11 protein-coding genes are annotated in these 17,152 nt (G+C 34.2%); 4 read left to right on the forward strand and 7 right to left on the reverse strand.

The genetic code is table 11. The features are described from left to right. Positions 1-403: 403 nt before the first annotated feature. From SAGCYANO_RS09755 to cysS, 7 genes are all read right to left on the reverse strand, one after another. Positions 404-1,720 (reverse strand): AAA family ATPase, encoded by a 1,317-nt coding sequence (locus tag SAGCYANO_RS09755; protein WP_202219893.1) that lies wholly within the window; start codon positions 1,718-1,720, stop codon positions 404-406. A 685-nt stretch (positions 1,721-2,405) separates the two neighbouring features. Then, positions 2,406-2,936: a Ycf51 family protein gene (locus tag SAGCYANO_RS09760; protein ID WP_202219894.1), complete on the reverse strand. Its 531-nt coding sequence runs from the start codon at positions 2,934-2,936 to the stop codon at positions 2,406-2,408. A 425-nt stretch (positions 2,937-3,361) separates the two neighbouring features. Then, entirely contained in the window at positions 3,362-4,420 is a 1,059-nt protein-coding gene (locus tag SAGCYANO_RS09765; protein WP_202219895.1) for an adenylate/guanylate cyclase domain-containing protein, read from the reverse strand. Continuing rightward, the gene (locus SAGCYANO_RS09770) at positions 4,417-4,794 is read right to left on the reverse strand and encodes a response regulator (RefSeq protein WP_202219933.1); all 378 of its coding nucleotides are present in this window, start codon (positions 4,792-4,794) and stop codon (positions 4,417-4,419) included. Before SAGCYANO_RS09770 ends, SAGCYANO_RS09765 begins: the two co-directional genes overlap by 4 nt. Before the next feature lie 1,047 nt (positions 4,795-5,841). Continuing rightward, positions 5,842-6,012, reverse strand: a complete 171-nt coding sequence (locus SAGCYANO_RS09775; protein ID WP_202219896.1) for a hypothetical protein — start codon at positions 6,010-6,012, stop codon at positions 5,842-5,844. 13 nt (positions 6,013-6,025) lie between these two features. Continuing rightward, the gene (locus SAGCYANO_RS09780; RefSeq protein ID WP_202219897.1) at positions 6,026-7,135 is read right to left on the reverse strand and encodes an AI-2E family transporter; all 1,110 of its coding nucleotides are present in this window, start codon (positions 7,133-7,135) and stop codon (positions 6,026-6,028) included. 309 nt (positions 7,136-7,444) lie between these two features. After that, positions 7,445-8,914: a cysteine--tRNA ligase gene (gene cysS, locus SAGCYANO_RS09785; RefSeq protein ID WP_202219898.1), complete on the reverse strand. Its 1,470-nt coding sequence runs from the start codon at positions 8,912-8,914 to the stop codon at positions 7,445-7,447. 1,221 nt (positions 8,915-10,135) lie between these two features. Between cysS and SAGCYANO_RS09790 the strand changes: the two genes are divergently transcribed. The 4 genes from SAGCYANO_RS09790 (at position 10,136) to SAGCYANO_RS09805 (ending at position 15,599) form a co-directional block, all read left to right on the forward strand. After that, the gene (locus SAGCYANO_RS09790; protein WP_237396022.1) at positions 10,136-10,843 is read left to right on the forward strand and encodes a sulfotransferase; all 708 of its coding nucleotides are present in this window, start codon (positions 10,136-10,138) and stop codon (positions 10,841-10,843) included. A gap of 915 nt (positions 10,844-11,758) precedes the next feature. Then, a complete protein-coding gene (locus SAGCYANO_RS09795; RefSeq protein WP_202219900.1) occupies positions 11,759-12,106 on the forward strand; it encodes a hypothetical protein in 348 nt (115 codons plus the stop codon). Positions 12,107-13,032: 926 nt separating this feature from the next. Then, complete coding sequence (locus SAGCYANO_RS09800; protein ID WP_202219901.1) at positions 13,033-13,512, forward strand: tetratricopeptide repeat protein; 480 nt, start codon at positions 13,033-13,035, stop codon at positions 13,510-13,512. Positions 13,513-13,805: 293 nt separating this feature from the next. Continuing rightward, a complete protein-coding gene (locus SAGCYANO_RS09805) occupies positions 13,806-15,599 on the forward strand; it encodes a M48 family metalloprotease (RefSeq protein WP_202219902.1) in 1,794 nt (597 codons plus the stop codon). The last annotated feature ends 1,553 nt before the right edge of the window (positions 15,600-17,152 follow it).

Raw genomic sequence — 17,152 nt, forward strand, 5'->3', positions numbered from 1 at the left:
TCATAAAGATGAGTTACATTTACGATCCCCCTAAATCCCTCTTGGAAAGGGGGACTTTGAAACCTCTCACCTTATTAAGCAGTTCCCCTTTTTTAAGCGGTTCCGGACTTTGAAACCTTCCCCCTATAAATTCGATAAATCCTGTTGCGAAAAATGCTCTGGTGGGTAAAAATTAATTTATTTGAGCATCGCATTTCTTATAAAGATTAGGTACATTTACGATCCCCCTAAATCCCCCTTGAAAAGGGGGACTTTGAAATCTCTCCCCTTATTAAGCAGTTCCCCCTTTTTTAATCATAAGCAGTTCCCCCCTTATTAAGCAGTTCCCCCCTTATTAAGGGGGGTTAGGGGGGATCTGGAGTTAGGGGGGAATCTAAATCTGACTCCTGACTTCTTTAAAACTTCATTCCAACAACTCTTTAAATTCACGAACTCCTTTAATTAAAGGATGAACATCATACCAAGTTTGCTTTTCTCCCTCCTCATCCAAGAAAGTATATTCCAGCAAACAACGATTAAACAATAAATCCCGGTGTTGCTGATTATTCAATATACTTTTAGAGCGAAAAACATCAACTAATATTTGCCATTCTTCCTGTTGAACCGATCTTTTATAAGGAAGTCTTGCTTCCGTAATAGCTCTTTGTACCACTTTGGCAGAAATCGGTAATTTACCTCCCGCACGTTTAATTACACTTTGCATTAATAACATTAAATCCCGGACATGACCCCCACTCATTAAGCAAAGTCTATCTAAAACTTCTCGACTTTCAAAAACATCCCTTTCTAAACATAAATCAGGATTAACTTCACTAACTCGTCTATCAATAATTTCCCTAATTGTAGCCACTCCCAAATCGTAAACTTCCCCCTCCCGAGTCTCCACCATAATCATCGGTAAAACCTGTGGATCGTCATATTCAACTTTGAGATTAGGCGCCTGATTAGAATAGACCATTGAAATAGGAATTGTATAAATTGTATGACAATCTAAACCCTTCAATTGAGCGCTGCGGTCTACAAAAATTTCATCGTGATTGCTACGTCCGTCCGGCTGAACAATTGGTACAATTCGGTCTAAACTATCAGCAATTATTACCAGTTCAGAACCAGAACCAAGTTTCTTTTTACCATCACGAATAAAACTATTCAGAGCCTCAATTAAACTCTCAGTATAAGGATTAATTTTCTCTCTAATTTTTCTCCTTAAAGTCGGTTCTGCTCTAATATTTGCCGTCAGTTTAGCGTACTGATTAATTTGTGATTCAACTGCCAAACTTTCCAAAGAAATTTCCGTAGTTGCCAAATCTTTTAAATCTGCCCACCGCCCCTTTAACCAATCAAGTAGAGGCTTAGGATTAGCATCTTTCAAATGTTCCAATAAATGCCTAGTACAAGCCAACAAAATATCAGCATATTCCGTATCTTCTGGATTAATATCCTGTTCATCCGCAGCGAAATAAACAATAAAATATCCGTTATTTTCCAGGTGTTCTTTGAGTCGTAAAAGTTCCGTTGATTTACCCGCACCTCGATGTCCGGCATAAAGTTGATAAGTATTATTATCAGATAATTTAATATTCTCAGCTAAATCAATAATAACATCTCCATCCCCACGAACTTCCCGACAATCAACATATACAGGACTACCAGGTTTCAAAGGTTCAAAAGGCTTAAAAGCATTGAATAATCTTTTTAATAAATCTCCCTGTTTAACCATCTGTTAAAAATCTCCTGAAGTTAGTAGAAGGAAGAATTCAAGAATTTAGAATTTAGAATTTAGAATTTAGAATTACCTCTCCTTGAAAAGAAGAGGATTGACTAATCATGAAAATTTTTATTTATTATCCCCTTAAAAGGGGAGGCTTTAAACCACAATATTTCGGTAAAAATCTTATACCAATTCACTTTAAAAATTTCACAAATAATTTCAAACTTTAAATGTTAAATAATTTCCTGAAATTACTGCATAATTAAAGTTTTGATTTTATAAAATCTTACTTTTAACTTTTGACTTTTGACTTATAACTTCCGTGAAACGGTATTACATTGTCTGAGTTCTAAGCTGTCGATTTGTCCTAATACCATTTCTCTGTAACAATGCGCTTAATAATTGTTGCTCAGACCTTATTAAACTGACTATTCTCATCTTTATATTAAGTGCAACTTCATGGATAAATGGTATAACCTTTCCTTCAACTGCTATACCTAAAAGTCGTTTCAGTTATCAGTTATCAGTTATCAGTTATCAGTTATCAGTACCTCGTTTTCAAGGTTAATTTGCGTCAGTCCTGTTGGTATTAATTATTGATGTTTTTCTTCTCCCCTACTTCCCCGCTCCCCTACTGCAGTAAGGGCGAATGCCATTCGCCCCTACTCCCCTACTTTCCTACCTTTTATTAAATTTAGCTTTCCACATTTTGAATCTGATAACTTTCCAACTTTGCCAAAATTTCTGGAAATATTTTAATATCTAGATTTTCATCTTCCCGTTGAGAAAGAGAACGTTTTACTTCCCCTAAATAAAGCGGCTCTGAAACTCCTGCTTCTGGATGAATAATTGTTCTAATTCTAATAGTTAATTTACTTCCACTACCCAGACGACCAGGAGAAAATAAATCTCCAGCAGCTTGCTTTATTGTTGCTGTTAATTCTGATTCTGTAATGTTAGGAGAAACAGCTATTACCGTTTGAGTTCCCCCATTATCATAAACCAATGAATATGGAACAGCACCCGGAATTTCTACACGAGTAAATAATCCTAAACTTAAACCAAATAAACCCGCAGTTAGCACCCCCATAAAACCAGTTACTCCGACTAATCTAAATCTAAATCCCCATTTAGAAATAAAGCCAATAATTGTCAGAATAAAAAATCCAATAGTAGCAATACCAAACCATTTAGCACCAATCAGTATTTCTGTAGTTGATAACATTTTTCTAGTTTTTTTCAGTTGATAATTATATTTTATATTAATTAGTTCTTAGTAATTAGTAAACTGCTCAATTCAATTTTTGATAGTATTTCTTAAAGACTGTTTGTCAACAAAAAATTAAGTAGAGTCTGTGACAGTACGCTTACTATTTCTAGAATAATTGTCAATTTTGCATCTGACACACCGCGTACTGTTGGATGGAATGATATATAGGCTCTTCCTTCTCACTTTTGACTTTTGACTTTTGAATTCTAACTTTTGACTTCTAACTTTTAACTTTTAACTTCTAATAAATTCCCTGCTGAAAAGACTTTACCTAGAAATGTTGGTTTAACTAAAAACACAGTTTGACTATAAATATAATGATGTACTTGCCTTTCCTTCTAAATTCTAAATTCTAAATTCTAAATTCTAAATTCTAAATTCTAATCTTTTCTACCCAGAAGTAGATAAGTCCTCATATTACCCTTACCTTTAATATCAATTGTCCCTCGATCTTCAAATCTGTATTTATCCCCTAAACAATCATAAGTGGCCTGGGCTACTTGAATCATACCCGGAATACCGTGAGACTCCATCCGGTGGGCTGTATTTACTGTATCGCCCCAAAGGTCATAGGCAAATTTTTTAGTCCCAATAACTCCTGCTTCCACTGCTCCCGTATTAATACCAATACGAACTTGCAAAGACTTACCTTCTTTTATAGAAATTTCCTGGATTTTGGTTAACATTTCAAGGGCCATATCCGCGATCGCCTCTGCATGATCCTCTTTTGGAATTGGTAGTCCACCTACTATCATGTAGGCATCACCAATGGTTTTAATTTTCTCTAGTCCATACTTGTCCGCCAATTCATCAAAAGCAGAAAAAATTCTATTGAGTAACTCTACCAATTCGGCGGGAGATAAGTTGGCCGATATTTTGGTAAAGCCTACCAAATCTGCAAATAAAACGGTTACTTCGCTAAAGCTATCGGCGATAGTTCCCTCTCCCTGTTTTAAGCGTTGGGCAATTGCTTCAGGTAAAATATTTAATAGCAACCTTTCTGACTTTTGTTTTTCCTCAGCCAACTCCTTTAAATAGGCCCGCTCCTGGTCCCGAAGTGTTTTCTTCTCTAAACAAGCATTAATTCTCGCCTTTAGCAGTATAGGATTAAAAGGCTTGGACAAATAATCTTCTGCTCCCAATTCAATACAACGGACTATACTCTCAATATCGTCCACTGCTGAAATCATAATTACTGGGATATGCCGTAGTTTAGGGTCAGACTTGAGAGTTTCCAGGACTTCATAACCGTTCATTTGTGGCATCATAATATCTAGTAGTACCAAGTCAAACGGTTGGGATTGTATTATTTCTAGAGCTTGAAACCCATTAATCGCAGCACTGATTGAATGGCCCTCTCGCTTAAGTCGTCGTACTAAAAGCTCTCGGTTGACTTGATTATCATCTACAACCAGTATCTTTCCCTGGCCATGCTTCATTTCCTTGGTTCTTTACCTGTAAGATGTTTGATCTTGTCTAATAGTCTGGGAAGTTCTACTGGTTTTGTATCATAATCATTACATCCAGCAGCAATACATTTTTCTCGGTCTCCTGCCATAGCGTGGGCAGTCATTGCTATTATAGGAATATGGCTAGTTTCTGAGTTATCTTTAATTTTTTTTGCTGCTTGCCACCCATCTAAAACTGGCAAACTCATGTCCATTAAAATTAAATCTGGTGATTTTGATTTAGACATCTCAACACCTTCAATTCCATCAACAGCAATAATTACTTCAAAACCTCTACGCATGAGACGCCTAGACAACATATCTCGGTTCATCTCATTGTCTTCAACTAAGAGAATCTTAACCATTTTTTCCTTCTTTGTGAAATAATATCGGCATTCTACCTCCCTTGAAATTTCTTTTAACAGAGTGACATTTTTTTCTGCAGGAGAAGATACCAAAAACTATTTATTACCCCCTGATTTTCCCTAGTTAAGAGCTGCTTTGTTATAAAAATATAGAACTATCACATAATTATTCAGAGAGCAAAATACTTTCTTGACCACATCCTTGTCAATATTTACTACTTTTTTATATTATATTGCTTGCTACACCTAAAATATGTGGATTGATAATCTTGAGTATTTTCATAAAGATATTTAAGACTATGTGGCAAACAAAGTATAGCCGCTCAATTATATAGTAATCCTAAATGATTTGTAAATCTTACTTAACTCTGTGTAAAAAGTCTGAAAATCTTACTCCAATTCAAGGATATTCTAATTTTCTGATATCTTCTGCACAATCTCTACGATGACTGCTAGTATAGCAATAGATCATTTTATAGGTAGCCCTAAAGATGTAAGTTTATTGATTACTATATTCCTTGAATTGAATTTTCAGGAGCTAAAGTTCAAAATTTATTAATTGTTTAGTACTACCAATTTATTAATTTTAAATCCTCAAAGTCATTTCAGTTATCAGTTATCAGTTATCAGTACCTCTGCAATAAGGAGGCTACGAAAATACAGAATTCTCTTTTCTCTTGGTCTCATGGATATGGCGAGGAGACCTGTTCTTGCAGACCCGCTCCGAAGTACGCCATCCCACCCTACGGGAAGCTCCGAAGATCCACCGCTTTTTATTCCCTTAAAAGGGGAGACTTTAGACCACTATTTTTCGGTAATATAGTGTTTTTCTCTGGAACGTGGAAACCAAGTGATATGAAAAAGGTATGGAGGTATGGAAGGAATAATAAAGGAGAGAAAACAGAATTAAATAGTAGAAATCACAAGAATATAAAGCGATAGAGAAACTGCTTTTTTTCTAAGAAAAAAACTCCATCTATAATTTACATCTCAAATAAAAACCCTATACTACAGGAATTTTATTTTAATTGTGAGATATTATAGATTTTAAGGAGTAGGGAGTAGGGAATAGAGAACAGAGAAAGAGAAAAACCGAAGCAATAAAATTCTCACAAATGATTTAGGATTGCTATAGATAACTAAACGTCTTCTTCCTTCTTCCTTCTTCCTTCTTCCTTCTTCTTTCTTCCTTCTTCCTTCTTTATTCTGCCATAACACTTCAAAACTAAAATCAAGAAGTCACGGGCGGTGAATTTTGATCGCCATTATTCGTAACAAGAGATTGCATATTTTCTGCTTCTAATTTAGGTTTTAAATATAAATTTTCTACCAAAGCAGCACTACCAGCGAACCAAGGTGGAACAATCAAAGCACCGATAATTCCTAATAATTGAATCCCCACTAAAACTGATAGTAATTGATATAAAGGATGTACTCCAACAGAAGAACCAACTAGTAAAGGATCGAGTACATAAGTTTCCACGTTTTGGATAACATAATACAAAATTATTACCCATAAAAATAACCATCCACCTTTAGCAATAGCAACAATTAAAGCCGGGATAGCACCTAAAATCGGACCAATAAAAGGGATTAAATTTGTAACAGAAGCTATTGCTCCTAAACCTAGAGAAAAATCTTGCAATCCTAAAAATCCTAAACCAGTGGTAGTTGCTATACCTAAAATAGCAGAAACTATGATACGTCCCCTAATATAACCTCCCATTCTTTGAGTAACAGGAAAAACTTGATTTTCCAGTCTTGTATCCCAAGGTTGAGGAAAAAGTTTTACTAAACCATTAATCAAGGTTTTGCTATCTGCTAACATATAACCTGAAATAAATAAAGCTAATATTAAACTAACTACTCCTCCCAATACACCTTTAGTTAAACTATAAGAACGTAGTAATAATTGTTGACTAGAACGAATTACCCAACTGGCGACAGATTTAGTATCAAAAATTTGATTAATCCAATCAGGAGGACTTTGATTTAAAGAACTTACAAAATCCTCAAAAATATCGCTGATGCTTTCAGAAAATAATGGTAATTGTCGTAAAAGCCTTTCAATTTGATCGAATACTGGTGGACCAATAGTTAAAGCAACACTTATCAATCCAGAAATCAGGGTTAAATAAACTATAACTACCCCTAACCAACGGGGTAATTTCATTTTTTCTGTGATGTTTACTAATGGTGAAATTGATGCAGCTAAAACTACTGCAACCATTAAAAGTACAATGAGACTTCGCACTTGCCATAGCAGAATTAGTAGTAAAAAACTACTAATAATTAACACTATATTAGATAGGGAAATAGAAATCCTTTGTTCGGGTTTCATCTTAATAATTTGTCGAGTGAAAATTTGATATTTGTAGGGAGTAGGGAATAGGGAATAGGGAATAGGGAATAGAGAGATGAAATTGTTGATTTCATATTTTTAATTGATTTAATTAACACTTTTGCAAGAAGTCTCATGTAAATGTGGCACAGTATTTCAGAGTCCAAATAATGAAAGCTTATTTAACACCCATACTCAGGACAGGAAAAACTATGTTCTTTCCTACTCTCTACTTTGTATGGACGTTGCGTGCAAAGTCCCTACTACTCCCTACTCCCTGCTCCCTACTCCCTATTCCCTGTAAATTAACTAATTTCGATGCCAGCGTGTTACACCACCAGGTTGGTCTATTAGTTTAATACTTTGGCTTTGTAGTTCATCTCTAATACGGTCTGCTTCAGAATAATTCTTAGCTTTTTTTGCTGCTAAACGTTGCTGAATTAAAGACTCAATTTCAGCGTCATTTAAACCTCCAACTTCACCATTAATTTCTGCATTTGGTTGAAATTCTAAACCCAATACTTGTGACAACTTTACAAGAGTTATCCATTGTTTTTGTAATTCCTCTAAAGATGTTTCAGTTTGACCTTCATGTACTAATATATTACCCTCTCGACGTAACTCCTTAGCTAATTCAAATAAAACAGCTAAAGCACCAGGAGTATTAATATCATCATCCATTGCTTTCTGAAATTGTTCGACTTGAGAAGTTAATAAATTTGTCTTTTCAGATAATAATTTTTCTGGCGTTTCCCATCCCAACTGAGAACCATATTGATAAGCAAATAATATACCTTCCTTAATCGTATTCCAACCATTTTCAGCAGAAGCGATCGCTTCAGGGGTAAAATCAATAGGCTTTCGATATTGGGCAGTCAAAACAAACATTCTTACAGCCATTGGGTCTACAGGTTTGTCTAATAAATCCCGAATCGTGGTAAAGTTACCAAGGGACTTTGACATTTTTTCCCCATTAATTGTGACAAAGCCATTATGTAACCAATATTTAGCTAAAGACTTTCCAGTTACTGCTTCCGACTGAGCAACTTCATTTTCATGGTGAGGAAAAGTTAAGTCCGCTCCACCACCATGAATATCAATAGTCTCTCCTAAACACTCTCGCACCATTGCCGAACATTCAATATGCCAACCTGGTCTTCCTTTTCCCCAGGGAGAATCCCACGCAGGTTCCCCCGGTTTTGCTGCTTTCCATAGGGCAAAATCAAATGGGTCCTTCTTTTTAGAGGTCTCTAAATTTTCTCCTTCAACTCTGCCACTTGCACCAGCTTGCATTTCCTCCAAACGACGGCCAGATAATTTCCCATATTCGGTAAATTCCCGCACCTGATAATAGACATCCCCTCCTGCAGAATAAGCAAAACCTTTTTTTTCCAGGTCGTTGATTAACTGTTTAATTCCATCTATTGTCTGGGTTGCCCGAGGATATTCGTCCGCTTCTAGCACATTCAACCGCTTCATATCCTCAAAATAAGTCTCAGTGAAGCGTTCGGCCACCGACTCCATAGAAGTACCTGTTTCTCTGGCCCGATTAAGGATTTTATCATCTATATCAGTAAAATTTTGCACATATCGTACCTGATAGCCCCGCCACATTAGATATCGACGTATTATGTCCCAGGCAATATACGAACGAGCATGGCCCAAATGGCAGTAGTCGTACACTGTAACACCACAGCAGTACATTTTAACTTTGCCTGGTTCTAGGGATTCAAAATTTTCTTGGCGACGAGTCAGGGTGTTGTATAGTTTCAGGGTCATAAAGTAATTTCAACAAGTTTTTTCTAATTTTAAATTATAAGGAGAATAGCTGTTTTTGATTTTGGCGTTAATTGAATTATGAATTTTTAATCTCCACAATTGTTGTCATAGTAAATCTGTCTTTCAAAAGGTGTTTTTTTTTAGTCTCCTTAAATTTTCTGTTTTTTACCTTACTCCAGACATTGATTTGCTGCTTATAAGAATTATATAATATGTAAATGGTTTATAATAATATTGTCAGCATTTAGCTTTGACTGCGGAATGCTGCGAAAAATCTTTTAAAGGTAATAAATTACTAAGTTTAGCTAAAGGCGACCAATTTATTCATAGGTTTTAATTTTCCTTGGATACTAATTCTTCCTGACCGTGTGATAATCAGTTAATAACTCATAGCTGAAGTCCGGATTTCTGACCCAGAAGGCTAGCTGATAGCTGACGGCTGTTTGTGGAGCATTCCGCAGGAAATGCTTACATAATATTGACTCAAATTAATAATTTTGAGAATAAGTAGTTGTCCCTCGGTTTCTACTTTTGAATTACCTTTGAACACCTAGACAATTTAAGTGCTTAAGCAAAATTAATTACCTAATTTTATTCTCTGTAATTTTTACCGAATAATTAATTATTAATTATTAATTAAATAATTCAGCTTGATTAGCCGACCCTTTCAAGGGAAAAAAAGTGCTAGGATATTTCCTTATATTTAATTCCGTAACGGTTTTAACCAGAGGTAATTATTATCCATTATCCATTAATGAAAGCATCAGTTTTTTTAGCTTTAGAGTATGTGTAATACCAATGCTCAAAAGTCTTACTATACTTATAAGCTGGCAAAAATAACTTTCCGTAATAACCAAAGTTACCAAATATCAAGTATTTGCTCCAAAAAGTAATATTTATAAATAGAAAACACAAGTATAGTAAAGTTTATGGTAATTGGTATAATTCATTTTGCATGACCGAAAAATTTTGGTCTGAATCCTCTTATTTTAAGAGGATAAAAAAGAATATTCCGTATTTAAAGCTTCCTTATTACAGAGGTACTGTTAGCGTAGCTCCTCCGGAGGAGGCTAACTGATAACTGATAACTGAAATGACCACCTGAATAGAATAGTTTAAAAGTCTGGTTAGTCCATAGAAATTATTTGCCTTTGACGATATTAATGTTTAGTTAAATATAATCTAAATATGATTTCACCATTTAAGTATCATCTCAGAAATATGATTACTTTAAGATACTTTAGCCCAATATTTTCTGGGAGCTTATTTTTTATTTTTGGTTGTCAAAGAAGTGGTACAACCTTATTGCTATCCATTCTTAATGCACATCCTCAAATTACTTGTGTAGACGAAACAGAATTTCCTAGCCCATATCCTTTTCCCTCAGCTCAAAGGCTAGCTATTAATAAGATAGCCCGTCATTATTTATGTTTTAAGATGCTAGAGCATTCTCATAAACTAGATTTCTTAAAAAGATTTTATCCTAATTCAAAAATATTATGGCCGATTAGAAATCCTCATAGCACTATTTCTTCGATGCTCAATCTAGTTAATTCGCAAGGGGATTGGATCGATCGATGTGTTATAACAGAAATAGAAAGACTCAAACCTTTTTTTGGTAAAGAGTTAGAAAATTGGCATTTATCTGAATTATCTAAAGTTGAATTAGCTGGGATTTATTGGTTATATAAAAATCAATACCCGATTTTGCTCAAGAGTCATGGATTTGATGTTTTAGAGTTTCAATATGAAGAGCTAATTCAAAATCAAAAAGAAACATTAGCGAAAATAACTAATTTTTTGGAAATTGAATGGAGCGATGATTTACTAAATTTTTATCAAAAAATCCTGGGAAATCTTTGGCAGGAGGTACGCGGACTGACAAACCAATTAATACAACTAGAGCTAGCAATTTACAGGGAAAACTAAATGCTGAAGAAATACAGAAAATCAATGTAATTTGTCAGCCTATAATGCAGAAATATAGCTATGCAGAACTGTAAAAAAATTTCTATAAGTAGTGTGTAATTGCAAAAATTAGCAATATTATTTTAAGTTAATTTCTTTGAAAGAGTGTTTGTCAAATAAATATTAGACCCCATAGGGTACGAAGAAAGTAAAATGGACTATTATTCCAGAAATTGTAAGTGTACTGTCACACACTCTACTTAATCTTTTATTTAGAAGCAACCTCTTAATTTTCGGCTTTTTTCATTAGCCTAATCAATATATTAACTTATACAATTTAGACAGTAGTAATATTGTTTGGTAAATCCCCCAAACGAGTGGGATATAAACTATAAAAATTACTGCTTATTGAGGGCGATCGGGAAAAGTATTCACAGATTTACTTTTTAATCAAATCAAATTAGGTTCTAAGCTAATGACTAACTCAAATTCTGGCGTTTTTTACGTTGCTGCAGGCAAAAAATATGTTGATGAAGCTTGCGACTCTGCTAAAAGTTTAAAAAGATTAATCCATCTATAAAAATCTCTCTAGCTTGTAATCAAGACCCTGAAGATAAAGATTTATTCGACCAAATTATTCGAGTAGATGAACAAGTAACCTGTAGAAATGAAGGGTTATTATTCAAGGTCAAACATTTATATTTTTTATCGCCGTATGAAAAGACTATCTTTGCTGATACAGATACTTTTTTTGCCAGTGACTGTGAAAATGGATTTGACATCTTAGAATATTTTGATCTTGCCCTAGTTCCTGCTCCAGTTGATACTTACTATCCAATTTTAGAATCAGGTCAAAAAGTTCCTTGTAAACCATTAAATACAGGGGTAATTCTTTTTAAAAAAAATGAAGCAAATGATCGGTTATTTAAAGAATGGATGGACCTCTATACAGGTAAGCTTTTATCTAATAGTAAGTTGCGAGAAAGTGACCAAACATCTTTCGCCCAAGTTTTACTCAATTCCTCTTCAAGACTTTACCCTTTGCCTAGTGAATGGAATGCTAGATTTTGTTTTATTAACGCCTTTGCTGAACCAGTTAAAATTCTTCATGGTTATTCCCGGAATATAGAAAATATTGCTTATTTAATTAACTTAAATGGTAATAAACATAGAGTTTGGATTCCCCATTTAAAAAGATGTATTGTCTTTAAACCTTATACCTGGAAGCATTATTTAGGTGGATTACTGGGAAAATTGGGAATAATGAAAACGAAAAAGGGGTGAATATTTATAATTTCTCGTCAGCAAACTTAAATAATTGAAGAAGGCAGAAGGCAGAAGGCAGAAGGCAGAAGGCAGAAGGTCTAATACCATTTCTCAAAAACTTTTCTACGTTTTTTTGAATAGAGGAGTAGGTACGGACGTTGTATGCAATGTCCGTACAGGGAGAAGTAAACACAAGACCCCACCCTTAAGGATGAGGTTTAGATTAACATTAACTTGGCTAAAATTAGCAAAAAAAATGTTCGTTTTTTTTATTACTTAATAACTGAAGTGCTACCTAAGTATAGCATTAATGCATGGGAGTTGGTATAATTACTTATGGATAGTCTTCGACACGCCACCCCCGTGTATTATAACCCCAAACAATTTTAAGCACTCCTGTTAATTGTGGGGTATTAAACCCACAAAAGAAAATATAAATAATTAACACATTAAGTGGTTAATAATTATCAAAAAGGTCATTCTTACTATATTAATTACTTAATAATTTTTTCACCTAAGAAAAGCATTCTTTTTTCGGGGTTGCACATTATGGAATGATCAAGAAGAAGGAAGAAGGAAAAAAATTTGAGGGGTTGCACATCATGGAATGATATTGCCAAAAATTAGTTTAGATTGTGACTAAAAAAATCTAATATTAATCATTCTAGTAATTCTCAAATCCCAAACCCAATTCAATCAAAAATCTAAAATCATTCGTCACTGTGCAATGCCCTTTTTTCACTCTTAGTATAAGAGGCAGCATTCCATTTATCTTAGCTTTCCTTCGGAAAGAAAATGTTTACTAAAAAAGAGTGAGTAGAGCCAGCAAATTTTAAGCCTAATTTCAAATTAAAGAAAGACATGAAAAGAATAAACGGGTAAAGTGGTTCTACTTTTTGCAAGTGACTAATTAGTTATCCAAAATATTAATATCAAAAATTAAAATGATAGATAATAAATCCTCTGCTACAGGTGATTCTGTGCCAGAAAAACCATCCTTAAAAGCTGGCTTACTTGCTCTTAAACAAAAAAATTATCCACAGGCGATCGCTCATCTAGAAATAATTTCTCAACAAGAACCCCTAAAGCAAAAGTTAAAAGCAAAGATGGGTTTAATAGTAGCTTATGAACAAACTAAACAAATAGAGAAAGCCATTACCCTATGCCGTAATTTAACAAAAATATCTAATGATGAAATTCAAACTTTTGCTCATCGTCATCTCAAAGAATTATTAAAGCAATATCCGCCAAAAAATCCTAAAAAATTAACTGTTCCTGCTCCTAAACCTCCACCATTACCACCTCCACATCAACAACAAAATATTCAAACAGGGTTTGTTCCATTTAATCCCACTTCAGAGCAAAATGCCTCGGCAAAAAATAATCAACAACCATCTCAAAAAATATTAATTTATCGAACATAAATAGCTCAGTAAAAAATTCTAGTCAACCCTCAGATTTTGTACAACATCCTCAGTCAAATCAAAATGAGAAAAATGATATAGATACAGAAAAAAATAAAACACAACCTTTATCAACTGAAATTAATAACTCCAATTCAAAACCTACAAATAAATCCCATAAAAAATCAACAGATATTGCTATAAATACAGAAGAACGCTCACAAAAAATAATATGGCGTGAAGCAGGAAGAGCAAAAGGAGGTCGTCAACTTAAATCTCCTAACTTAACACTTTTTTGGCTAGAAAAAATAGTTGTGGGTGCTAGTCTATATTGGCTAAGTCTGACCATATTAAAGTTGACTTTAGATATTACTAATGATTTCCTAGTTTGGCTGCCTTATTTCCAACCGATTCAAATTTTTTACCGAGACCCAACTAGAAATTTTATAATTTTCCTCACAGTATTATTTATTTTCTCTCCCTGGTTAATTGATGGATTATTAACCCTTGGTTATGGTCTCCAAAACTTACCAACAACAACTCTAATTAATTATAGTAAAGAAGCCAATCAACTACTCAGTAACTTTTGTAAAAAACGAAAAATACAAAAAATTAAATTAAAGATTTTACCAATAGATGTTCCCATAGTATTCAGTTATGGATGGTTAGCTTGTATTTTCAGATTCAGAATAGTTGTTAGTCAGGGATTGTTAGATAATTTAACAGAAGATGAAATTGCCACTATTTATGCCAGGGAAATTAGTCATGTTAAAACAGGAGCCTTTTGGTTAATGTCTATGGCTACTTTGATACTTCAAATTCCCTACACTATTTATTGGCAATTAACCTTTTGGGCTGATTGGTTATTAGATTTTGTAGACCACAGATTACCCGATTTTTTACCAGAATTTCTCAAATATTGTTTACCTATTTTAGTATCCGGTTTTAGAGTCTTTGCTGCAATAATTTCCACTCTTAGTTATGGCTTATATCGGTTGCTAAAATTGCCGATTTTATGGTTATCTCGTCGGAGAATTTATTATAGCGATCGCCTAGCTTGTAATTTAACAGGAAACCCTAATGGTCTGACACGATCTATTCTTAAAATTACAATTGGCATGGCTAATGATATACAAAATCAAGGCAAAATTAGAAATTTATTAGAGATTTTTGAACTCTTGATGCCAGTGGGAATAAATCAAGCTATTACTGTTGGGAGTATTTGCTCCCATAGTAATTTTGCATCAATTTTAAACTGGGATATTACTAACCCATATCGTCATTGGTTAACAATTAATAATACTCACCCTTTGCTTGGCGATCGGTTAAAAATGTTAGAATTATATGCTAATTTCTGGAAGCTAGAAACTGAAATAAATTTAGAAAATATCAATGCTAATGCCATTGCAAAAAATCAGTTAAGTCAGAATCAAAAAGAGAAATACTTAACTCCACCAAATTTTGATTTACAAAAACTTTTGCTTCAGGGAGCGCCTTTTTTCGGAATGTTAATAGGTTTATTTTTTGCTGGTTTATTTTGGTTAATAGGTGGAATTTCATCTGCTGTTGGTCTTTGGAGACTTGATTGGTTATGGGGAGATATTTCGATTTTAGTTGGCTCTTTAGCTATAGGTTTTAGTATTGGTATTTTTATTAGGATTAATCACTTTTTTCCCGATATTAAACCAGCTAAAATCCGGCAAAATCCTAATTTACTAGAATTTCTAACCGACCCGGAAGCTTTGCCATTAGATAGTCAGCAAATTCAGCTCAAAGGCCGACTTATTGGCAAGAGTGGGATAAGTAATTTGTTGGGACAAGATTTGATTCTACAAACAACAGAAGGACTGATAAAGTTACATTATTCTTCTCAATTAGGTCCTATTGGTAACTTCTGGCCTGCACTACCTAATCCTGGCGGTCTTGTTGGTAAGTCTATAACTGTTACTGGTTGGTGGAGGAGAGGGGTCATTCCTTGGATAGATATCGATCGCTTAAAAACTGATAATGGTCAAACCATTAATAATGACCATCCAGTCTGGTCAACTGTCCTAGCTTGTATTTTTTCTGTATGGGGAGTTTATATGATATATGTAGGCAGATTTTAATGATCGGATTATGTGAAGAAAGGTTGCACTATTAAACAAACAATGTTATGTTTATCTATTAATTTAAATTTGCTTAACTAAAAGTAACTTCAGGATATAAGTTTATATTAACCTGTGGCGATATTAAATATATTGAAATGTATCATAAATATTCAACACAAATATAGTCATATATAGTTATATGTAGTCATATGGTCTCCAGAAATTAGGGCAACTATTGATATAATCTAACAATATCTGTGATAATAGAAAACCAAATAGCCTCAAGAATCAACGATCTGAGTTCAATAGGGTGAAATTCCTGGACTGACACGCTACCTCTAGACACATCAGAACCTACGTCCAAGCCTCTGTATTATGACCAAGTAGAAATTGAATCAGGGAGATAATCATGCAAAGAGGAAAAGAAAAAGTAGTCCCAAATGCTTTTAGCTATGGGATAGAGGGTGTTGTAGTTCACCCAGTCATGGTAACACCTGCAAAATAAGGATGTGTCATATTTGACTATATTTTTATGAACTATAAACTTATGCTATTTAATAGTAAGTATAGCTTTAGTATGTATATGATAGTTTTAGTTAATCAGCAGCAAATCTCTAAAATTCATAGTCGGTAAACTTCTTGCATGGTAAATCTCAATATCCTAACTAAATGTCGCGAGGGGTGTCCCGTTATCATCTTCGATTTAACGGCAGAGGAGGGTGCAACTAGCAAAAAAACTCATCTCTACAGTAAAGTAACAAGAATTGTGCTATAGTTAATGTCCAAATCGAGTAGCGGTAATACGCACCTAATTGCAGAACCGAGAAAACTCAAGATATGAGGTTCAACTGGTGAAGTCCCAGTAATTTCCGATTTGTCGGTAAAATCTTGAAGCTAGCTAGGTGAATACAGAACTGGACAGTACAAAACGGCGGTGCTTCTAATTGTTGCGGCCTGGGTCGGAAAAGAGGATGCTCAACCTTGGAAGCAGGAAACCTTTTCGATGAGGGAGGTAAGCCCTCGTTATAGCGCTAGCTTAACTAGGGAGAACTTCACCACAGTAATTTCTGCCAGCTAGTTATTGTGACTGTTTTTTTTTAAATTAAGAACCTTCGCGATCGCAGAAGTGGAGATTTCTTAATAGTTTAGCTATTTTATTTTTCTTGACTTTGCATATTTGCGGTATTATGTGTGACTGTGCGATTATTCTAATTTAATCTGTCTTTTCCTGAGCTTGAGTTCTATCCTCATCATTCCATGACAATATTATAACGTCATTTTTTCTCTAGCTTTTGAGTTTTAGCCCTAGTGCATCTCATCTTGAACAAACTGACTCCTATATTAAAAATTAAGTCAAGTATGTTTTTCTTGATTGTCACGACCAATAAGTCTTGATGCATCTTTGTCAGACTCTTGGATTTAGGTATATCAATCCTAATTTTAATCTTAATAAAACACTCACAAAATTCAAGCTATCCTTGACGATAATATAAAGCTTTTCTTTGAGGATAGGGGTGTAAACCGAATTTTTGGTAAGAAAATATTAGTAGCCAAATTTTTCAAAAAATGTA

This window comes from Okeania sp. KiyG1 (assembly GCF_014132355.1).
Classification (GTDB): Bacteria; Cyanobacteriota; Cyanobacteriia; order Cyanobacteriales; family Microcoleaceae; genus Okeania.